Origin of the sequence: Ewingella sp. CoE-038-23, assembly GCF_040419245.1 — a bacterium.
GTDB lineage: Bacteria > Pseudomonadota > Gammaproteobacteria > Enterobacterales > Enterobacteriaceae > Ewingella > Ewingella allii.
Genome location: NZ_JAZHOH010000001.1, coordinates 4609360 through 4630162 on the forward strand (window position 1 = coordinate 4609360; position 20803 = coordinate 4630162).

Below are 20803 nucleotides of genomic sequence, written 5' to 3' on the forward strand. Positions count from 1 at the left end.
AATACATCTACGACACTTGAGGTGGCTACCATGGCTAAAATTGAAATCTATACCAAGGCAACCTGTCCTTATTGCCACCGTGCGAAAGCGTTACTTAACAGCAAGGGCGCGGCTTTTGAAGAAATCGCCATTGATGGCGATGCGGACAAACGTGAAAAGATGATCGCGCGTACTGGCGGTCCTTCTACCGTTCCTCAGATTTTTATCGACGGACAGCACATTGGTGGCTGCGACGATTTACATGCACTTGATGCCAAAGGTGGCCTTGATCCGTTGCTGTGAGCGACATCAGGCAGTTGTGTAATTTAATCAAGTGTTTAAAGGACTATTAACTTAAGGGTACTACTTACATGTCAGAACAAAACAACACCGAGATGGCTTTCCAGATCCAGCGTATCTACACCAAGGATATCTCCTTCGAAGCGCCAAACGCGCCTCAGGTTTTCCAGCAAGACTGGCAGCCAGAAGTTAAACTTGATTTAGATACTGCTTCAAGCCAGCTGGCTGATGAAGTGTATGAAGTGGTACTGCGTGTGACCGTGACTTCTTCACTGGGCGACGACACTGCTTTCCTGTGTGAAGTGCAACAAGGTGGTATCTTCACCATCTCCGGCATTGATGGGAACCAACTGGCACATTGCCTGGGTGCTTACTGCCCGAACATTCTGTTCCCATATGCTCGTGAGTGCATTACCAGCCTGGTTTCTCGCGGTACCTTCCCGCAACTGAATCTGGCACCTGTGAACTTCGACGCGCTGTTCATGAACTACTTGCAACAGCAGGCTGAAGGCGAAGGTGCAGAACCACATCAGGATGCCTGATGAAAACCGTCAATGCTTCAATGACTGTGATCGGTGCCGGCTCATACGGCACCGCTTTAGCCATAACGCTCGCCAGAAATGGCCACAACGTGGTGCTGTGGGGCCATAACGCCGATAACATTCGCACGTTACAGGCTGCTCGCTGCAATCAGGCATTTCTGCCGGACGTTCCTTTCCCTGACAGCCTGGTGCTGGAAACTGACCTCGCCATTGCGCTGGCCGCTAGCCGCAACATTTTGGTGGTAGTGCCGAGCCACGTGTTTGGTGACGTGCTCCAGCAGATTAAACCTCATCTTCGCGCTGACTCTCGTATCGTCTGGGCCACTAAAGGCCTCGAGGCGGAAACGGGCCGTCTGCTGCAAGACGTTGCTCGCGAAATTCTAGGCGATGACATTCCGCTAGCCGTGGTTTCTGGCCCGACCTTTGCCAAAGAGCTGGCAGCCGGCATGCCTACCGCGATAGCGCTGGCCGCCACCGACGCAGAATTTGCTGAAGATCTGCAACAGCTTTTGCACTGCGGTAAGAGTTTCCGTGTCTACAGCAATCCCGATTTCGTCGGCGTGCAGCTTGGCGGCGCCGTGAAGAACGTGATTGCCATTGGTGCCGGGATGTCCGATGGCATCGGCTTTGGTGCCAATGCGCGCACCGCGCTTATCACCCGTGGCTTAGCAGAAATGAGCCGCCTTGGCTCAGCACTTGGTGCTGATCCGTCCACATTTATGGGCATGGCGGGGCTGGGTGATTTGGTGTTAACCTGCACAGACAATCAATCTCGTAATCGGCGTTTTGGCATTATGCTGGGCGAGGGGATGGATGTTCAGGGCGCGCAGGATAAGATTGGTCAGGTGGTCGAAGGCTACCGTAATACCAAAGAAGTCCGTGCGCTGGCACAGCGTTATAACGTTGAAATGCCAATCACTGAGCAAATCTATCAAGTACTGTATTGCCAGAAAGATGCCCGCGAAGCGGCAATCAGCTTGCTGGCTCGTGCCAGTAAAGACGAAAAAAGCAGCCACTGATTGTAAGCCGGGACAGAGCCACTCTATTGGTCACCCGATAGAGCGGCTTTTTATTATCTTATCGAAGCCGTAAGGAACAGTAATGTCGTTAGAAGAGCTGGAACTGGTCTGGAAAAACATTAAATCAGAGGCGAGAGCGCTGGCTGAGTGTGAACCTATGCTGGCGAGCTTTTTTCATGCGACGTTGCTCAAGCATGAAAACCTCGACGGGGCATTAAGCTACATTCTGGCTAACAAGCTGGGCAGCCCGATTATGCCAGCGATTGCCATTCGTGAAGTGGTGGAAGAGGCCTATCGCAATGACGCCCAGATGACGCTGTCCGCCGCGCGCGATATCCTTGCGGTGCATCAGCGCGATGCGGCAGTGGATAAATACTCCACGCCGCTGCTCTATTTGAAAGGTTTTCACGCGCTGCAGGCTTACCGAATTGGTAACTGGCTGTGGAAGCAAGACCGTCAGGCGCTGGCCATCTATTTCCAAAATCAAATTTCCGTCACCTTTGGCGTGGATATCCACCCGGCAGCGCGAATTGGTTGCGGCATCATGCTCGACCACGCGACGGGTATCGTCATTGGTGAAACGGCCGTGGTCGAAAACGACGTCTCAATCTTGCAGTCAGTCACGCTGGGCGGGACAGGCAAGACCTGCGGCGATCGACACCCAAAAATCCGCGAAGGCGTGATGATTGGTGCGGGTGCCAAGATTCTGGGTAATATCGAAGTCGGGGTAGGTGCCAAGATTGGTGCTGGCTCAGTGGTGCTGCAATCCGTTCCAGCACACACCACGGCGGCAGGGGTTCCTGCCCGCATCGTCGGTCGCCCAGAGAGCGAAAGGCCTTCGATGGACATGGATCAGCATTTCAACGGTATTACGCAAGGCTTTGAGTTCGGCGACGGGATCTAAGTCTGGCTATCAATGGCATGTGTTCACATGCCATTTCTGCTTTTACTTCTACTTAAAACACACTCAGCTTTTAATCAGCGCGCCGGGGTAGTCCATTTGGCGCCAGGCTTCGTATACCACCACTGACACCGCATTCGACAAGTTCATGCTGCGGCTCTCTGGCTGCATTGGAATACGGATTTTTTGATTTGCTGGTAGGTTGTCCAGAATCACCGGCGGTAGCCCGCGCGTCTCAGGCCCAAACAGCAAATAATCCCCGGCTTCATAGCTCACCGCGCTGTGCGCTGGCGTGCCTTTAGTCGTGAGGGCAAAAATTCGCTGCGGGTTCTCACTGCTGAGAAAGGCGTCATAGTTAGCATGATGCTTAATGTTGGCGAATTCGTGGTAGTCCAAACCGGCACGGCGCAGCTTTTTGTCATCCCAGCCGAATCCAAGAGGTTCGATGAGATGTAACTGGAAGCCGGTGTTGGCACACAGGCGGATAATGTTGCCCGTATTTGGCGGGATTTCTGGTTCAAAAAGTACGATGTTAAGCATGCGCCCCCCTGTGAGAGGGCGCAGAATAGCAGAATCTTAACGCTGATGCAGCGGTAGCCAGATGATTAGTCGCAAGCCGCCCAACGGGCTATCTTCGGCTTTCACCCAACCACGGTGCTGTTGTACTGCGGTGTCGACAATCGCCAAACCTAACCCCGTGCCGCCGGACTCCCGATCACGCGCCTCATCGGTACGGTAGAACGGACGGAAAATCTGCTCGCGGTCGGCTTCGCTCACGCCCGGACCGTCATCATCCACCGTGATGGTGATGCCTTCACTGTCGCAGGCGAAGTTCAGCGCGATACGGGTATTGGAGTAGCGAAGCGCATTGCGAACGATATTCTCAAGGGCGCTATCCAGCGCCGCCGGATTACCAAACAGCTTCCACGGACCCGGAGGTACAGGGACTTCCAGCGTTTTGCCCATCTGCTCAGCTTCAAACTGGGCATTTTCAATCACGTCGGCCCATAGCTCATTGGCTTTTAGCGTCTCCCTCGCCAGTTCGTTCTTATGCTGACTGCGGGAAAGCACTAACAGGTCGTTGATCATGCTGTCGAGGCGCTGTGCTTCCGTCTCTATACGCTGCAACTCTTTGCCTTCACCGTGACGGCGGCGCATCAGTGCGGTCGCCAGCTGTAGGCGAGTCAGCGGGGTTCTCAGCTCGTGTGAGATATCCGAGATAAGCCGCTGTTGAGCTGTAACCATGCGTTCAAGCGCGCTGACCATCTGATTGAAGCTGGCCCCGGTCGCCAGAAACTCCTGCGGCCCCGCTTCCAGTTCTGGATGCTGCTTGAGATTGCCTCGCGCCACGTCGTCCGCCGCGTTTTTCAACTTACGAGCAGGTTTTGCCAGACTCCACGACAGCCAGAGCAGCAGCGGAGAACTGATTAACATGGTGACAATCAGCAGCAGGAATGGGCGGTCAAACATCAGGTTGATGAAGTCCCACTGCGGGCTGCTGGCCGGGCGAATCAGGTAAAGTTGATAATTGTCTTCACCATCGCGAACGGAAAAAGGCCCGACCATTTCAAGACGGCCATACTTTTTCTTTTTCGGACGATCTGAGTTATCTGACTGCCCGATGAAGTTACGCACCACCTGCATTTCATTGCGCTGCGCACCAATGACACGGCCTTCGCTGGTCACCAGCAACAGGCGCTGGCCCGGCGGAGCCCACTTTTCGATAGCGCGGAACAGCCGACGCCACCACATCAGGTCATTCGCCGGGTCGCCTGCCAGCTCGGCTTCGACATGCTGTTCAATCATCAGGCCTTGCCGCTGTTCACTATCGAGCAGCGGTGTAAGTTGGCGTGAATCAAGCTTGGGCACCATTAAAACCAGCATCAAAACTAAGGCAACGGTAAACCAGAAAATCGCAAAAATGCGTGCCGTTAGGCTGTTGATCATGTAGCGGATACCATCAAATAGCCGCGTCCGCGCAGCGTTTTAAACCAAGGATGGCCATCCTGACGATCGGGAAGTTTGCGGCGAAGATTGGAGATATGCATGTCGATGGCACGGTCAAAAGGCGTCAGGCGTTTGCCCAGCACTTCTTGGCTCAAATGCTCACGCGACACCACCTGACCTAAATGCTTCGCCAGCAGATAGAGCAGGGTGAATTCAGTCCCGGTAAGGTCTAGCGCGACGCCGCCGAAGCTGGCTTCCTGACGACCCGGATTCAGTTGCAAGCCATCCACTTCCAGCGTCGGTGAGCCGTTAGATTCGCCGGTTTGTTGCTGTTCGCTCCAGTTGGAACGGCGCAGCATGGCGCGAATACGCGCGACCAGTTCGCGATCGTTGAAAGGTTTAGGTAAATAGTCATCAGCACCAAGCTCAAGACCCAGCACGCGATCCAGCTCGCTACCGCGCGCAGTCAGCATGATGACCGGCGTTTGGTGGCGTTGGCGAAGTTCTTTTAAGGTTTCAATGCCATTTTTCTTTGGCATCATCACGTCGAGCAAGAGCAAATCGATACTGTTATCCAGCTTTTCAAGCGCCTGCTCACCATCGTAAGCAACCACCACATTAAAGCCTTCCATTTCGAGCAATTCTTTTAAGAGTGAAGTCAGTTCACGGTCGTCATCAACCAACAAAATTTTATTCATTGTATTTACCTCTAAGACGCAAAATACGTCATCAATTGCCGCTATTCCATGACTTTACGTACTTTTACATGCACTGACGCATGTTTGCAGCGACCGGTTTAGACTGATTTCCAATGATTCGCGATAAGCGATAAAGATATAGGAGTTAATGATGTCCAAGGTAGCTGCATTAGTTACGGCCTCAATACTGACACTGAGTTCGGGTGTCGTTTTAGCGGATACCGCTAATGTGACGCCAGTGGCACCTTCAGCTCAAGATACCAACATGCTGGACAAGCCTCAGGAACGCAACACCATGTTTGATGGCGTTAATCTGACTGAGCAGCAGCGCCAGCAAATGCGTGACTTGATGCATCAGGCTCGTAAAGACTTACCCCATATTAATGTAGATCAGATGGAAACCATGCATCGTCTGGTCACCGCTGAGAATTTCGATCAAAAAGCTGTTCGGGCACAGGCCGAAGTCATGGCTCAGGAGCAAGTGGATCGCCAGGTTGAAATGGCCCGCATTCGCAATCAGATGTTCAATCTTCTGACTCCCGAACAGAAAAACGTATTAAACCAGAAACATGAGCAGCGCATGCAACAGATGCAGCAGCAAATGGCTGGCTTACAACCTACTTCTGCCCAGAAGCCAAGTAGTATCAGTACCCAGTAATACCCCTGTTTTTCCTTGCCATAGACACCATCCCTGTCTTCCCCACCGAAAGGTGGGGTTTTTTTTGCGGTAAAGCCCACACATTGGCGCATTAAATCTGGCGGGGGGAACTCCGTTCTTTTTCTCACCTTAGATAAGACATATCTCGTATTATCAGTCAGATGTCGCTTAGAACAATGCTATTCTTAGGATAGTCGCTAATAAAGACGCTGTTTAAAGCCTGCGCGGGTTCTTTTGGCTTTCGCGATTGGCGTCTACATTTAAAGCTCCCTTGAAAGGCCATCAAAGCTCCGCTTTCTGCGAGGAAAATGCCGGAAATATGTTGTAAAAACAGGGTGAATCATTAAATTGCCAAGGGTCAACGCAGTAAGCGTATTCTTGCTGACTTGAATCAATTCAGCGATGGTGTTTTGTTATACTATAAACATCAAACGCCATTAGCCATTTAGTAGTAGTGCCAGCTAGTATCCGGGCCAATAGGCATGCTCAAGAATTCTTAAGAAATTGCATCTACAAGTTCAGAGGTGGTCATGATTAAAAAAATCGGTGTACTGACAAGTGGCGGCGATGCGCCAGGCATGAATGCCGCGATTCGCGGCGTTGTTCGTGCTGCTCTATCTGCAGGATTAGAAGTTTTCGGTATTGAAGATGGCTACTTTGGCTTGTACGAAAACCGCATGCGACCACTGGACCGCTACAGCGTGTCCGACATGATCAACCGTGGTGGTACTTTCTTAGGTTCTGCTCGCTTCCCGGAATTCCGCGATCCTGAAAACCGCAAGGTTGCTCTGCAAAACCTGAAAGACCGTGGTATCGATGGCTTAGTGGTTATCGGCGGCGACGGTTCTTACGCTGGTGCTGACCTGCTGACCAAAGAAGGCGGCATTCGCTGTATCGGTCTGCCAGGCACCATCGATAACGATGTAGCGGGTACTGACTACACCATCGGCTTCTTCACCGCGTTGGGTACTGTGGTTGAAGCGATCGACCGTCTGCGCGACACCTCTTCTTCTCACCAACGTATTTCCATCGTTGAAGTGATGGGTCGCCACTGTGGCGATTTGACTCTGGCTGCTGCGATTGCCGGTGGTTGCGAATTCATCGCCATCCCAGAAGTTGAATTCAAACGTGATGACCTGGTTGCTGAAATCAAAGCCGGTATCGCCAAAGGTAAAAAGCATGCCATCGTTGCTATCACAGAAAAACTGGATGATATCGACGAGCTGGCTAAATACATCGAGAAAGAAACCTGCCGTGAAACTCGCGGTACCGTTTTAGGCCACATTCAACGTGGTGGCGCACCAGTCGCTTACGACCGTATTCTGGCTTCTCGCATGGGTGCTTATGCTGTTGACCTGCTGCTGGAAGAAGACCGCGACTACACTCAGGGCGGTTTCTGCGTCGGTGTTGAAAACGAAAAAATGGTTCATGAATTAATTTCTATCTGTATCTCACCAGAAAATAAGAAAAGTAAATTCAAAGAAGACTGGTACGACACGGCTAAAAAATTATTCTAAAACAGATAATTACTTAGCGATAAAGCCTCCACGCGTGGGGGCTTTTTTTTGCCCGAAAAACAGTTATTCCTGAATGGAATAGAAAAATACTTTTTAGTCTTTAGTTGTTCGATTTTTCTCTGGCAGGCTCTAGGCATCTAATACGATAAATCCAATCCATTGAAAAAATTTCTGGGAGAGAGTGAGATGCGTAAATGGGGTGTAGGTCTGGCATTACTGCTGGTGGCGACGGGCGCAATTGCGAAAGATGTTCAGATTCTGAACGTGTCTTATGATCCAACGCGTGAATTCTACGAGCAATATAACAAAGCGTTCAGCAAATACTGGCAGGGTAAAACCGGCGACACCGTAACCGTGCGTCAATCTCACGGCGGCTCTGGCAAGCAGGCGACCTCCGTTATCAATGGTATCGAGGCTGACGTCGTCACCCTCGCGCTGGCCTATGACGTAGATGCGATTGCCGAACGCGGGCGTATCGACAAAAACTGGATCAAGCGCCTGCCGGACAACTCCGCGCCTTACACCTCCACCATCGTTTTCCTGGTGAAGAAGGGCAACCCAAAACAAATTCACGACTGGAATGATCTGATCAAACCGGGCGTGTCTATCATTACGCCAAACCCGAAAACCTCGGGCGGCGCGCGCTGGAACTATCTGGCGGCGTGGGGCTACGCCCTGCATCACAACAACAATGACAAAGCGAAAGCTCAGGAATTCTTGAAAGCCTTGTTTAAAAACGTTGAAGTGCTGGACTCCGGCGCACGTGGCGCAACCAACACCTTCGTTGAGCGCGGCATCGGCGACGTGCTGATTGCATGGGAAAACGAAGCCTTGCTGGCAACCAAGGACCTGGGCAACGACAAGTTTGAGATTGTGACGCCAAGCGAATCCATTTTGGCTGAGCCAACCGTCTCCGTGGTGGATAAAGTGGTCGACAAGCGCGGCACTCGCGAAGTGGCCGATGCTTACCTGAAGTATCTCTATTCCACTGAAGGTCAAACCATCGCGGCGGAAAACTACTACCGTCCGCGTGACCCAGCCGTTGAGAAGAAGTTTGCCGCTGAATTCCCTAAACTGAAGCTGTTCACTATCGATCAGGTGGCAGGTACTTGGGCCGAAGCGCAGAAAGAGCACTTCTCGAGCGGTGGGATATTCGACCAAATCAGTAAGCGCTAATGCCCGTCATACTTGGCGCTGTCTCGGCGTTGGCTGCGGTTGCTTACCCGAATCACTGACCAGATATCGCTGATAATAAAAAACCCGGCTCTGTGAAGAGGCCGGGTTTTTTTATGCTGACGCCGCAAGTGCGTCAGAAAAGTGGATTAGGCTTTTTTCGCTTCAGCAGCGGCTTTCACGATAACCGCGAAGGCATCAGCTTTCAGAGAAGCACCGCCAACCAGCGCGCCATCGATGTCTGGCTGAGTGAACAGTTCTGCCGCGTTAGCTGCGTTTACAGAACCGCCGTACTGGATGATCACTTGTTTAGCGATTTCAGCGTCTTGTTTAGCAACGTGGTCACGGATGAATTTGTGAACCGCCTGAGCCTGAGCTGGAGTGGCAGATTTGCCGGTACCGATAGCCCAAACTGGCTCATAAGCGATAACCGCGCCTTCGAAGGCTTTAGCGCCCAGCGTGTTCAGCACGGCGTTCAGCTGTTTTGCACACACGGCTTCAGTTTGACCCGCTTCGTTTTCTGCTTCGGTTTCACCGATGCACAGCACTGGGATCAGGCCAGCATCTTTCAGCACGCCGAATTTCTTAGCAATGAACTCGTCACTTTCTTTGTGATAAGTACGACGCTCAGAGTGACCGATGATGATGTATTTCGCACCGATGTCTTTCAGCATGTCGGCAGAAGTTTCGCCGGTGAATGCGCCAGACAGGTTGGTGTCAACGTTCTGTGCGCCAAGCGCGATGCGGCTGCCCGCCAGCGCGTGTTTAGCCTGTGACAGGTAAACTTCTGGTGGTGCGATAGCAACGCCACAACCTTCAACCGTGCTCAGCTCATTGCGCAGCGCAGCGATCAGTTCGTTAACCATGTGGGTGCTGCCGTTCAGTTTCCAGTTACCCATCACTAATGGATGTCGCATGTTTTTTCCTCCAAAAGGGGACGCGAGTGTCGATTAAAATTTCTGCCAAACAAGCAGATTACCTGCCCAATAGTATAGAGAGGATCACAACTAAAGGCTTTGCTTTTTGTCATTAATTGCCGTTATCCAAGGCTTATGAAAGCGCGAGTTTTACCGGCTCTACGGCGAAGGTCAGCCCCTTCTCGCCGTTATCTGAAATCACGTAACGAATCGCGCCGACCTGCTGTTGGTAGAACTGCTGGCCTTTGCCTTTGTCGATCAGCGACGCCACTTTTGCCACGCTTTGCTCCACTGTCAGGGTACCGTCAAACTCGCGCATTAGGTTCGCCATGTAGCTGATAGCCAGCGTGCGCGCGGCTTTGGCCTCCGGCCCTTGGATGGGCAGGTAGGTGATTTGCAGGGTTTTGATTTTCCCGGTGCCTTTCTCCAATGCTGTAGAAGCATAGAGATTCTCATTAATCTTGCTGGCAGCGCGGGTCAGCAGGTCATTGCCGGTTTTGTCGGTAATGGCGCGGAATTCGCTGATCTGCTGACTCGGGTTGGCCGCGTTATATTTTTCGCGAAAGCTCACCAGCGTCATTTCGAAAGTCGGGGCGCCCGCCAGTAGATAAGGCGCTTTCGGCATCTCCTCGACGGTCTGGTGCTCGGCGGGTGGTTCCGCATTGGCCTGATTCAGCCCTGAAATCAGCAGCAGCGCGGGAAGCGCGAGGCGAAGAATGAAGTTTGCAGTCATAAGCCTGTTCTGTTTTGAAGCGATACCCGATTAGAGCGGGGATCAGGGGGCAATGTCAAAAGGAGTGCGTAAACATTGTCGGCATCTGGCCGGGCTGGGTTACACTTTGCGGCAGTTTTCTGACCCGACTTTGATGGAATGCTTCCCCGATGACCCTGCAACACGCACTCTTTTCATTTAATGGCCGCATGGGCCGCCGTGAGTTTTGGATTTGGATGGTCAGCTGGCTGGTGCTGATGGTGGCGGTGTTCACCTTTGCCGACAGACAGTGGATCGAAATCCAATCCGCCGCTTTTGCCGTGGTGGTTTTGCTGTGGCCCACCGCCGCGGTGATGGTGAAACGCCTGCACGACCGCAATAAATCGGCCTGGTGGGCACTGCTGTTTATTCTGGCGTGGATGCTGGCGGCGGGGCATTGGGACATGATCCCGACGCTGTGGCAGTGGGTGGTCGGCAGGCTGCTTCCGGCGGTGATTTTCGTGATGCTGATTATCGACTGCGGCGCCTTCGTGGGAACGCCGGGCACAAATCGCTTTGGCCCGGAAGCAGAGAGCGTCAGGTTCAAATAGCCTGCGGCTCTAATCTTGATTTTACCAGTAATGCTCGCTGGTCATATGGCCCGGTTTGCGTTTCAAATGCTTACGCATTCCGCGGCTGTCTTTGAGGATTTGCTGGGTATCGCGCACCATCTGCGGGTTGCCGCACAGCATAATATGGCTGTCTTCAGCATCCATTTTCAGCCCCACGGCGGCTTCCAGCGAACCATCTTCAATCAGCGCCGGTACGCGACCTGTCAGCGATCCCGCCACTTCTTCACGGCTCACCACGGTCTGAATATGCAACTTGCCGTTATAGCGCTGCTGGAGCTGCTGCATCAGCGGCAGGTAGCTGAGGTCTTGCGAGAAGCGCGCGGCGTGCACCAGCACCATGTTCTTAAAGCGATCTAGGCCGATGCCTTCCTGCAAAATGGATAAGTACGGGCCAATGGCCGTGCCGGTCGCCAGCATCCACAGGGTGTCGCATTCTGGCACTTCATCAATGACGAAAAAGCCCGCAGCCTCTTTAGTGACCTGAATCTCGCTGCCAATCTGCATGTCGTTCAGGCGAGGGCTGAGCTTGCCTTCCGGGACAGTCACCAGATAGAACTCAAGATTGGGATTGCTTGGCGCATTAACGTAGGAATAGGCGCGCTGGACGCGTTCACCGTCGATTTCTAACGACAGCTTAGCGAACTGGCCCGCGGTGAATGCATCAATGGGCGCACTCACCTGAATACTGAACAGGGCATCTGTCCAGCGGTCGACTTTGGTGATGCTGCCTGTAACCCAATCAGCCATAAAAAAGTACTCCGTGTTAAGTCCATGGTGCAGCGCGTCGGCGCTTCATTTACCTCGCTGATTTTATTTCACATTCACCGAATCCATTATCGATTAAATGTTATCAACCTGTTTACGACGGGTAAGAGATGCTCGCGTGTCGTACCGTTATCTTTACGAAACTGGCACTAAAGCCCGCCACTGGCGTAAACAGAGTTTTCCGCCTGCCTCTCGCTTATTCCTACGGTTTTGTTAATTTATGCGCCGACTGCTTACCCCACCGAAACTGGCTCAATATGCTGGTATTCGGATGCCTTAATGGTTAATGAACTAGAAAATGAAAAAACTGGAAAATATTCACCTGCTGGTGATGTTGATTTTGCTGGTGGCCGTAGGGCAGATGGCGCAAACCATCTATGTGCCGAATATCGCGGATATGGCATCAAGCCTGGCCGTAAAACCGGGGGCGGTTCAGCGAGTGATGGCGGCCTATTTAATCGCTTACGGCTCGTCACAGCTCATCTACGGGCCGCTGTCGGATAAGATTGGGCGCAAGCCGGTGATCCTCACCGGGATGATGATTTTTCTGGTCGGCGCCGCCACCGCCATGATGGCGCAGAGCCTGACGATTTTAATTATTGGTAGCGCCGTGCAGGGTATGGGCACCGGCGTGGCGGGCGTGATGGCGCGCACCATGCCGCGCGATTTATACAGCGGTGGCGCGTTACGTCAGGCCAACAGCCTATTAAACATGGGGATTTTGGTCAGCCCGCTGGTCGCGCCAATCATTGGCGGCGCGCTGGCGGCGTGGCTGGGCTGGCGCGCCAGTTTTGGTTTCCTGTTATTGCTGTGCGCCGGCGTGGCGTTTTCCATGTATCGCTGGCTGCCAGAGACGCGCCCGGTTAACGATGAGCCGCGCGGTATGCTGAGCAGCCTTCACCTGCTACTGGCGGACGGCAACTTCAGCCGCTATCTCGTGATGCTGGTGGGGGCTTTGGCGGGCGTGGCGGTGTTTGAAGCCAGCTGCGGGGTGCTGATGGGCGGCGTGTTGAAGCTCAGCGCGATGACCGTCAGCCTGTTGTTTATTCTGCCTATTCCGGCGGCCTTCTTCGGCGCGTGGTATGCCGGGCGGGCGGAGAAGAGCTTCAACCAGCTGATGTGGCACTCGGTGATCAGCTGCCTGCTGGCGGGCGTGCTGATGTGGATCCCTGGCTGGCTGGGCGTGATGAACATCTGGACGCTGATTGTTCCGGCGTCGCTGTTCTTCTTCGGCGCGGGGATGCTGTTCCCGCTGGCGACCACCGGCGCGATGGAGCCTTTCCCCTATCTCGCTGGCGCGGCCGGGGCCTTGGTGGGCGGCATTCAGAATATCGGTTCCGGGCTGGTGGCGTGGATGTCAGCCATGCTGCCGCAAACCGGGCAGTTCAGCCTTGGCCTGCTAATGTTCGCCATGGCGCTGCTGATTCTGCTCTGCTGGTGGCCAATGGCCAATCGCCAGCAGGAGCAGGGGCATACCATCTAACTCAGCGCGCGAAACATAAAAAAAGCAGAGCTATGGCTCTGCTTTTTGCTTGTATGGCCGCGTTAAACCCATCAATTATTAGATGATGAACTCGTGCAGAGCAGCATCTTTGCGGTCAAGGAAGTGGGTAGAGCGAATGCGGCGAATGGTGCGCGATTTGCCGCGGATCAGCAGGGTTTCGGTGGTCGCCATGTTGCCTTTGCGGCTAATGCCTTCCAGCAGGTCGCCCTTGGTGATGCCGGTTGCCGAGAAAATCACGTTGTCGTTGCGCGCCATGTCGTCGAGTTGCAACACCTTACCGGCCTCAATACCCATCGCCTTACAGCGCACCAGCTCTTCTTCGCCAATGCGGCGGTTTTCTGGGGTGTCGCCTTTCACATCGTGACGCGCCAGCAGGCGGCCCTGCATATCGCCGTCCAGCGCGCGGATCACCGCCGCCGAAATCACCCCTTCCGGCGCGCCGCCGATGCCATACAGCACATCAACTTCGCTCTCCGGCATACAGGTCAGAATGGTTGCGGCGACGTCGCCGTCGGGGAAGGCAAACACGCGCACGCCGGATTGCAGCATGGCGCGAATAGCCTCGTCGTGGCGCGGTTTGGCCAGGGTCGCCACGGTCAGTTCGCTCAGTGGTTTACCCAAGGCTTTGGCGATATTTTGCAGATTTTCCGCCAGCGTCAGGTCTAAATTAATCGCGCCTTTAGCGCCGGGGCCGACGGCGATTTTTTCCATGTACATGTCAGGGGCGTTGAGGAAGGAGCCTTTGTCACCGACGGCCAGCACGGCCAGCGCGTTGGACTGGCCCATGGCGGTCATGCGCGTGCCTTCGATGGGGTCAACAGCGATATCCACCGCGTCGCCCTTGCCCGTGCCAACCTGCTCGCCGATGTAGAGCATCGGCGCTTCGTCAATCTCACCTTCGCCAATGACGATTTGCCCGTCGATGTCGACCTTATTCAGCATAATGCGCATTGCCTGCACGGCGGCGTTGTCGGCGAGATTTTTGTCGCCACGGCCGAGCCATTTGTAGCCAGCCAGCGCGGCGGCTTCGGTGACGCGGGAGAACTCGATAGCTAATTCACGTTTCATGGATAAACCCATTCGAAGAAAAATAAGGTGGGTGAGGCAAATGCTCATCGCTGGGGCGGATTTTAGCATAGGGGCAGGGCAGAAAAAGCGCATAAAAAAACTCCCCGTTAAGGGGAGTTTGCTTGGAGCTGATGATGGCGGGTTCCGCGAGAACCCGACCGGACGCGATCACTCGTCGTGATCTTCCCATGAACGCACGCGCGCCACGGCTTTCTGCCAGCCTTTGTAGCGGAAGTTACGCTCGGTGGTTTCAATGCTTGGGCGGAATTCACGTTCGATAGTGGCTTTGCTGCGCACTTCGTCCAGATCATTCCAGAAGCCCACTGCCAGACCCGCCAGGAATGCGGCACCCAGCGCGGTCACTTCCAGCACCGCCGGACGCTCAACGCGCGTGCCGAGGATGTCAGACTGGAATTGCATCAGGAAGTTGTTAGCCACCGCGCCGCCGTCCACGCGCAGAGCCTGCAGGCGTGCGCCCGAGTCAGCTTGCATGGCGTCCAGCACGTCGCGAGTCTGGTAAGCGATAGATTCCAGCGTGGCGCGAATGATGTGGTTGCTGTTGGCGCCACGGCTCAGGCCGAAGATAGCGCCACGGGCATACGGGTCCCAGTAAGGTGCGCCGAGGCCGGTGAAGGCCGGCACCACGTACACGCCGTTGGTGTCTTTAACTTTGCCAGCGAAGTACTCGGAGTCGGTGGCGTCGCTGATCAACTTCAGCTCGTCGCGCAGCCATTGAATGGACGCGCCGCCGACGAATACCGCACCTTCCAGCGCATAGTTCACTTCGCCGCGAGGGCCGCAGGCGATGGTGGTCAGCAGGCCGTTTTTGGAGGTTACAGCTTCAGTACCGGTGTTCATCAGCAAGAAGCAGCCGGTGCCGTAGGTATTTTTTGCCATGCCTTTCTGCACGCAAAGCTGGCCGTACAGAGCTGCCTGCTGGTCACCGGCGATCCCGGCGATAGGAATACGCGTACCGCCTTTACCACCAATGTTGGTCTGGCCGTAAACTTCAGAAGAAGGGCGAACTTCCGGCAGCATTTCGCGCGGAATATCCAGCACTTCCAGCATGCGCTCATCCCACTTCAGGTCATGGATGTTGAACAGCATGGTACGGGAGGCGTTAGTGTAATCAGTAACGTGAACGCGTCCCTGAGTCATCTTCCACACCAGCCAGGTGTCGACGGTACCGAACAGCAGCTCGCCACGCTTAGCGCGCTCGCGGGAGCCTTCTACGTGGTCCAGAATCCACTTCACCTTGGTACCGGAGAAGTAAGGGTCAACCACCAAGCCAGTGTTTTCACGGATGTACTCTTCCATTCCGTCCTTTTTCAGCTTCTCACAGATGTCAGCTGTACGACGGCACTGCCAAACGATGGCGTTATAAATGGGTTTACCGGTCTCTTTTTCCCACACGATGGTGGTTTCACGCTGGTTGGTGATACCAATACCGGCGATTTGGTCAGAGTTGATGTCCGCTTTTGCCAGCACTTCTACCAGCACTGAGCTTTGCGAAGACCAGATCTCCATTGGGTCATGCTCGACCCAGCCGGATTTCGGATAAATTTGGGTAAATTCGCGCTGGGAAACGCTGACGATATTGGCGTCATGGTCAAGCACGACCGCGCGGGAGCTGGTGGTGCCTTGATCGAGCGCGACGATGTATTTTTTTTCGTGAGTCGTATCTGCTGACATAATAATATTCCTACGAATTAGAGAGCTGTGAACAATATAGCCAATTACGCTTTACGCTGTTTTGATGCCTGCTGGGCCGCTTTCTCTTCCGCTTCCTCATTGATTTCGTAAGGCAGGTGGCGACCAACCAGCGTCTTATAACCTACAGCACCCAGAGATGCGCCAATCAGCGGGCCAAAAATCGGGACTAAGAAGTAAGGGATGTCACGCGCGCCTGTGAAGGCCACTTTGCCCCAGCCTGCGAAGTAGGCGAACAGCTTAGGACCGAAGTCACGAGCAGGGTTCAGGGCGAAGCCGGTCAATGGACCCATTGAAGCACCGATAACAGCGATCAGGATACCGATTAACAGCGGAGCCAGCGGGCCACGCGGGATGCCGTTGCCGTCGTCAGTCAGGCCCAGAATCAGCGCCATCAGCACGGCGGTGATCACCACTTCAACCAAGAATGCCTGCAACACGCTGATGTGTGGGTTCGGGTAGGTAGAGAAGATGCCTGCCAGATCCAAACTCTCGACGCTGCCGCGCACCATATTGTGGCTTTGTTCGAAATCGAAGAACAGGTTGTAGTACAGACCGTAAACCAGAGCGGCGGCGCAGAAAGCCCCCGCAACTTGCGCGATGATGTAAGGCAGAACTTTGCGTCCTTCAAAGTTCGCGAACAGGCAAAGCGCGACAGTGACTGCTGGGTTAAGGTGAGCGCCAGACACGGCTGCGGTCAGGTAGATGGCCATCGCCACACCAAAACCCCAGACGATACTAATTTCCCACTGGCCAAAGCCTGCGCCGGCAAGCTTCAATGCAGCAACACATCCTGCACCAAAGAAAATGATAAGCCCGGTACCTAGAAACTCAGCGATGCACTGACCTTTTAATGTGGAACTCATGGTTTGGCTCATAGTCGGATCCTATAAAGGATAATGTTAAGGGTTAGTTATAATTTTTCTTACTAGACGTACGTGAACGTAATCGGAATAAGACATTCATCAGTAAATGAGAATGTAATGTGAATTTATCGTTAACGAGCATAAACGAGAAATAGCGAAATCAAATTTTGTGTGTTGTGTCATAAAAATGAGCGATTTCGAATGCCAGACTGGTTAGACCAACCGCAAAAAGCGGTTTTTGGCGCGCGTTTGACCCGCGTTTATCCCTATTTCTTCCCTGATTGCGTCCCTAACGCGCACAAGGTCATTCGGATGCCTTCCGCTCGTCAAACCCCTTGTTAGACTGACTTTAGGCGAAATTGCTGGCGTGATCCTTCGACTCGTCTCGCTTTTTAAGCATTTGCTGATAGTTTTGTCGTTAAAATTGCAACAGACTGCGTGTAGGGCAGGGTTGTTGCTAGACAGGGCAGTACTGGCTACATACAATCGTATTTCAAGACATCCGCAGATTTGACGGCGTTTCCTTCCCGAAATATCAATAAAATCTGCGTGGTGCGAGAATTCAGAGTCGTGTCCGGACGATGCGACAGAACTTACCAGATGTACGCCTTGCGAACATGAAGAGGACCGAAGAATGTCATTTGAAGTATTTGAGAAATTAGAAGCGAAAGTTCAGCAAGCGATTGATACCATTACTTTATTGCAAATGGAAATCGAAGAACTGAAAGAACAGAACAACAACCTGTCTCAGGAAGTTCAGCAAGCCAGCGGCAACCATGAGTCACTGGTGCGTGAAAACGCGCAGCTGAAAGAAGAACAACACGTGTGGCAAGATCGTCTGCGCGCACTGTTAGGGAAAATGGAAGAAGTCTGATCCAGCCTTCTTTGCATAACTTGCTCCCATAAAAAAAGCCCGCGCTGCGGGCTTTTTTATTGCAGAAGCATCTGCGTTTAGGGAATCACTCGAGGTCGAGTGCATCCTCTGACAGGATGATGCCGGTGTTATCAGCATACAAATGGTCACCGGTGAAGAAGGTTACACCGCCGAAGTTGACGCGGATATCACTCTCACCAATGCCTTCGCTTGCTGCGCCAGCAGGGATAGCGGCCATCGCCTGAATGCCGATGTCCAAGTCCTGCAAGTCATCCACCTGACGCACCGCGCCGTAAATCAGGATGCCTTCCCACTGGTTTTCCAGTGCCAGCGTTGCGAGGTCGGCGTCGAGCAGAGCACGGCGAACCGAGCCACCGCCATCAACCACTAACACGCGGCCTAAACCGTTTTGCTCCAACAGATCATAAAGCAAGCCATTGTCTTCAAAGCACTTCACCGTGGTGATCTGCCCGCCAAATGAAGTACGTCCGCCAAAGTTGGAGAACAAGGGTTCAACGACATTCACTTCTTCGTGATAGATGTCGCATAGTTCGGAAGTATCGTATTTCATAGGATTTCATCTGGTTGCTGCATGAATGTGCAGTATATCCCTTTCTGAAGGCTGTTGGCAAAAGCATCAATTGTTAAATTTCGCTTTCAGCCAGACTTAGCTTGGATTGCTAATTGAGTAACAGGCCGACGGCAAACAACACGTTAGTCAATAAAGCGACCTTCACCATGTTCTCCAACAGGGGACGGATACCCTCAGCAGTGGGTTCGCGCATCACCGTGAGGACGTGTTTAGCCAGCAGCGGCAGCGCCAGGATAAAGAGCCAACCGAAGCCGTTGTGCAAGTGCAGTAGGGCAAACAACGCCAGACAGAGCACGGCACCGCTAATGATCAATGCGTGATAGCGACGGGCATTTTTCGGCCCAAGGCGCACGGCCAGCGTGTTTTTGCCGTTGGCGCTGTCAGTTTCGATATCGCGCAAATTATTGATATTCAGGACGGCGGTGGCTAATAAGCCAGTCGCCGTGGCGGGCAGCATAACAACCCAATCAAAATACCCGGCCTGCAAGTAGAAGGTGCCCGCTACGCTTATCCAGCCGAAGAACACTAAGACGGAAATGTCGCCGAGGCCCATATAGCCGTAAGGGCGCGTGCCGACGGTGTAAGTGATAGCCGCGCCAATCGACAGCGAACCGAGGATCAGGAAGCCGACCACGTCGCTGGGTTTCTGGCAGGCGACGGCAATCAGCGCGATACCCGACAGCACGGCTAACACCACGGTCAGGATAATGGCGCGCTTCATCTGGCTGGCGTTGATTAAACCTTTTTGCATGCCGCGCAGTGGCCCGATGCGGTCCGGCGTATCACTGCCTTTTTCAGCATCGCCATAGTCATTGGCGAGATTGGACAGAATTTGCAGCAGCCCGGCCGTGAGCAGCGCGAGGAGCGCCGTTAACGGGTGAAACACGCCTTGCAGGCTGGCGACAGCGGAACCCATCACTATGGAGGCGAAGGCCAGAGGCAGCGTTCGCAGGCGGAGACTTTCCAGCCAGGCTTTGGTCGGCGATGTCGTATTGCAGGGGGTTATCATGCTCATATTTTTTTCGCTCAATAAACTGATGTTTCGCCCAGAAATAAAAAGGGAGGCATAAACGCCTCCCAATGGATAACTTTCGAAACGTATGAGCGAATTATAAGATGAAACGGCTCAGATCTTCATCAGCAACCAGCTGATCAAGATGGCTACGAACATAATCTGCATCAATGTTTATGGAGATACCGTTACTTTCGCTCGCGTCGTAAGAGATATCTTCCATTAAACGCTCCAACACGGTGTGCAGTCGACGCGCACCGATGTTCTCTGTGGTTTCGTTAACTTGCCATGCCGCTTCGGCGATACGACGGATACCGTCAGCAGTAAAATCAACGGTCACGCCTTCGGTTGCCATCAAGGCTTTGTACTGGTGAGTCAGCGACGCACTTGGCTCAGTCAGGATGCGTTCGAAGTCTTCCGTCGACAGAGCTTGCAGCTCGACGCGGATCGGCAGACGACCCTGCAATTCAGGGATCAGGTCTGACGGGCTGGCAGTCTGGAAAGCGCCGGAAGCGATAAACAGAATATGGTCAGTTTTCACCATGCCGTGCTTGGTCGAAATGGTGCAGCCTTCAACCAGTGGCAGCAGGTCACGCTGCACGCCTTCGCGGGAAACGTCAGGGCCGGAGCTTTGACCGCCGCGTTTACAGATTTTGTCGATTTCGTCGATGAACACGATGCCGTGCTGCTCAACGGCTTCGATAGCCTGCTCTTTCAACTCTTCCGGGTTAACCAGCTTGGCGGCTTCTTCTTCGATCAACAGCTTGTACGCTTCTTTGATCTTCATTTTGCGCGGTTTCTGCTTCTGCCCGGCCATGTTTTGGAACATAGACTGCAGCTGGCTGGTCATCTCTTCCATGCCCGGAGGGGACATGATTTCGACGCCCATTGGCGCGGCGGCGACATTGATTTCGATCTCTTTGTCGTCGAGTTGGCCTTCACGCAGCTTTTTGCGGAAAGACTGGCGTGCCGCAGAAGGTTCCTGCGTTTCGTCGGCCTGGCCCCAGTTGTTTTTCGCCGGTGGAATAAGCACGTCGAGAATGCGCTCTTCGGCCAGTTCTTCGGCGCGATAGCGGTTTTTCTCGATGGACTGCATTCGCACCATCTTCACCGCAGAGTCGGTTAAGTCGCGAATAATAGAGTCGACTTCTTTACCCACGTAGCCCACTTCGGTGAACTTGGTGGCTTCGACTTTGATGAACGGCGCGTTAGCGAGCTTCGCCAGACGACGAGCGATTTCGGTTTTACCGACACCGGTCGGGCCGATCATCAGAATGTTTTTTGGAGTGACTTCGTGACGCAGCGTCTCTTCAAGCTGCATACGGCGCCAGCGGTTACGCAGTGCAATGGCGACGGCGCGCTTTGCTTTGTCCTGCCCAATGATGTAGCTGTCGAGTTCGCTGACTATCTCGCGCGGGGTCATTTCAGACATGTTTTC

At 53.5% G+C, this 20803-nt stretch carries 22 protein-coding genes; 10 read left to right on the top strand and 12 right to left on the bottom strand.

Annotated features, from left to right (window positions below):
- The first annotated feature begins 30 nt into the window (after positions 1-30).
- From grxC to cysE, 4 genes are all read left to right on the top strand, one after another.
- Positions 31-282 carry a glutaredoxin 3 gene (gene grxC / locus V2154_RS22090; RefSeq protein ID WP_034794565.1) on the top strand — a complete coding sequence of 84 codons (252 nt, stop codon included), beginning with the start codon at positions 31-33 and terminating at the stop codon, positions 280-282.
- A 68-nt stretch (positions 283-350) separates the two neighbouring features.
- Complete coding sequence (gene secB, locus V2154_RS22095) at positions 351-821, top strand: protein-export chaperone SecB (RefSeq protein WP_034794567.1); 471 nt, start codon at positions 351-353, stop codon at positions 819-821.
- Positions 821-1840 carry an NAD(P)H-dependent glycerol-3-phosphate dehydrogenase gene (gpsA, locus tag V2154_RS22100; protein WP_353503840.1) on the top strand — a complete coding sequence of 340 codons (1020 nt, stop codon included), beginning with the start codon at positions 821-823 and terminating at the stop codon, positions 1838-1840. The genes secB and gpsA overlap by 1 nt, the downstream gene beginning before the upstream one ends.
- A gap of 82 nt (positions 1841-1922) precedes the next feature.
- The gene (gene cysE / locus V2154_RS22105; protein ID WP_034794571.1) at positions 1923-2744 is read left to right on the top strand and encodes a serine O-acetyltransferase; all 822 of its coding nucleotides are present in this window, start codon (positions 1923-1925) and stop codon (positions 2742-2744) included.
- A 63-nt stretch (positions 2745-2807) separates the two neighbouring features.
- Here the strand turns inward: cysE and trmL are convergent, their stop codons facing one another.
- Genes trmL through cpxR form a run of 3 tightly spaced genes read right to left on the bottom strand, consistent with a single transcriptional unit; the run spans position 2808 to position 5386 of the window.
- A complete protein-coding gene (gene trmL, locus V2154_RS22110; protein ID WP_353503841.1) occupies positions 2808-3281 on the bottom strand; it encodes a tRNA (uridine(34)/cytosine(34)/5-carboxymethylaminomethyluridine(34)-2'-O)-methyltransferase TrmL in 474 nt (157 codons plus the stop codon).
- A 36-nt stretch (positions 3282-3317) separates the two neighbouring features.
- Positions 3318-4688, bottom strand: coding sequence for an envelope stress sensor histidine kinase CpxA (cpxA, locus tag V2154_RS22115; RefSeq protein WP_353503842.1), 1371 nt, complete (start codon positions 4686-4688; stop codon positions 3318-3320).
- On the bottom strand, positions 4685-5386 hold the full coding sequence (gene cpxR / locus V2154_RS22120) for an envelope stress response regulator transcription factor CpxR (protein ID WP_034794579.1): 702 nt from the start codon (positions 5384-5386) through the stop codon (positions 4685-4687). Before cpxR ends, cpxA begins: the two co-directional genes overlap by 4 nt.
- A 151-nt stretch (positions 5387-5537) precedes the next feature.
- On the opposite strand from cpxR, the gene cpxP reads away from it, so the two are divergent.
- From cpxP to V2154_RS22135, 3 genes are all read left to right on the top strand, one after another.
- Positions 5538-6044 carry a cell-envelope stress modulator CpxP gene (gene cpxP / locus V2154_RS22125; RefSeq protein ID WP_353504052.1) on the top strand — a complete coding sequence of 169 codons (507 nt, stop codon included), beginning with the start codon at positions 5538-5540 and terminating at the stop codon, positions 6042-6044.
- Positions 6045-6574: 530 nt separating this feature from the next.
- A complete protein-coding gene (gene pfkA / locus V2154_RS22130; RefSeq protein ID WP_353503843.1) occupies positions 6575-7561 on the top strand; it encodes a 6-phosphofructokinase in 987 nt (328 codons plus the stop codon).
- A gap of 186 nt (positions 7562-7747) precedes the next feature.
- Complete coding sequence (locus tag V2154_RS22135) at positions 7748-8737, top strand: sulfate ABC transporter substrate-binding protein (RefSeq protein WP_353503844.1); 990 nt, start codon at positions 7748-7750, stop codon at positions 8735-8737.
- 146 nt (positions 8738-8883) lie between these two features.
- Here the strand turns inward: V2154_RS22135 and tpiA are convergent, their stop codons facing one another.
- The gene (gene tpiA, locus V2154_RS22140) at positions 8884-9651 is read right to left on the bottom strand and encodes a triose-phosphate isomerase (RefSeq protein ID WP_034794587.1); all 768 of its coding nucleotides are present in this window, start codon (positions 9649-9651) and stop codon (positions 8884-8886) included.
- Between the two features lie 133 nt (positions 9652-9784).
- The gene (locus V2154_RS22145) at positions 9785-10384 is read right to left on the bottom strand and encodes a DUF1454 family protein (RefSeq protein ID WP_353503845.1); all 600 of its coding nucleotides are present in this window, start codon (positions 10382-10384) and stop codon (positions 9785-9787) included.
- 149 nt (positions 10385-10533) lie between these two features.
- On the opposite strand from V2154_RS22145, the gene V2154_RS22150 reads away from it, so the two are divergent.
- Positions 10534-10953, top strand: coding sequence for a DUF805 domain-containing protein (locus tag V2154_RS22150; protein ID WP_353503846.1), 420 nt, complete (start codon positions 10534-10536; stop codon positions 10951-10953).
- Positions 10954-10974: 21 nt separating this feature from the next.
- Here V2154_RS22150 and fpr read toward each other — a convergent pair whose 3' ends face one another.
- Positions 10975-11721: a ferredoxin--NADP(+) reductase gene (fpr, locus tag V2154_RS22155; RefSeq protein WP_353503847.1), complete on the bottom strand. Its 747-nt coding sequence runs from the start codon at positions 11719-11721 to the stop codon at positions 10975-10977.
- 316 nt (positions 11722-12037) lie between these two features.
- On the opposite strand from fpr, the gene emrD reads away from it, so the two are divergent.
- Complete coding sequence (emrD, locus tag V2154_RS22160; protein WP_353503848.1) at positions 12038-13222, top strand: multidrug efflux MFS transporter EmrD; 1185 nt, start codon at positions 12038-12040, stop codon at positions 13220-13222.
- Between the two features lie 78 nt (positions 13223-13300).
- Here emrD and glpX read toward each other — a convergent pair whose 3' ends face one another.
- From glpX to V2154_RS22175, 3 genes are all read right to left on the bottom strand, one after another.
- Positions 13301-14311 (bottom strand): class II fructose-bisphosphatase, encoded by a 1011-nt coding sequence (gene glpX, locus V2154_RS22165; RefSeq protein WP_353503849.1) that lies wholly within the window; start codon positions 14309-14311, stop codon positions 13301-13303.
- Between the two features lie 168 nt (positions 14312-14479).
- Positions 14480-16003 (bottom strand): glycerol kinase GlpK, encoded by a 1524-nt coding sequence (glpK, locus tag V2154_RS22170; protein WP_034794600.1) that lies wholly within the window; start codon positions 16001-16003, stop codon positions 14480-14482.
- A gap of 44 nt (positions 16004-16047) precedes the next feature.
- Positions 16048-16899 carry an MIP/aquaporin family protein gene (locus V2154_RS22175; protein ID WP_100935182.1) on the bottom strand — a complete coding sequence of 284 codons (852 nt, stop codon included), beginning with the start codon at positions 16897-16899 and terminating at the stop codon, positions 16048-16050.
- A gap of 622 nt (positions 16900-17521) precedes the next feature.
- Here V2154_RS22175 and zapB point away from each other — a divergent pair.
- Entirely contained in the window at positions 17522-17761 is a 240-nt protein-coding gene (zapB, locus tag V2154_RS22180) for a cell division protein ZapB (RefSeq protein WP_100935183.1), read from the top strand.
- Positions 17762-17846: 85 nt separating this feature from the next.
- Here the strand turns inward: zapB and rraA are convergent, their stop codons facing one another.
- From rraA to hslU, 3 genes are all read right to left on the bottom strand, one after another.
- Positions 17847-18332 carry a ribonuclease E activity regulator RraA gene (gene rraA / locus V2154_RS22185; RefSeq protein WP_034794610.1) on the bottom strand — a complete coding sequence of 162 codons (486 nt, stop codon included), beginning with the start codon at positions 18330-18332 and terminating at the stop codon, positions 17847-17849.
- Positions 18333-18441: 109 nt separating this feature from the next.
- Positions 18442-19368: a 1,4-dihydroxy-2-naphthoate polyprenyltransferase gene (locus V2154_RS22190; RefSeq protein WP_353503850.1), complete on the bottom strand. Its 927-nt coding sequence runs from the start codon at positions 19366-19368 to the stop codon at positions 18442-18444.
- A gap of 94 nt (positions 19369-19462) precedes the next feature.
- Complete coding sequence (hslU, locus tag V2154_RS22195; RefSeq protein ID WP_353503851.1) at positions 19463-20797, bottom strand: ATP-dependent protease ATPase subunit HslU; 1335 nt, start codon at positions 20795-20797, stop codon at positions 19463-19465.
- Positions 20798-20803 lie beyond the last annotated feature (6 nt).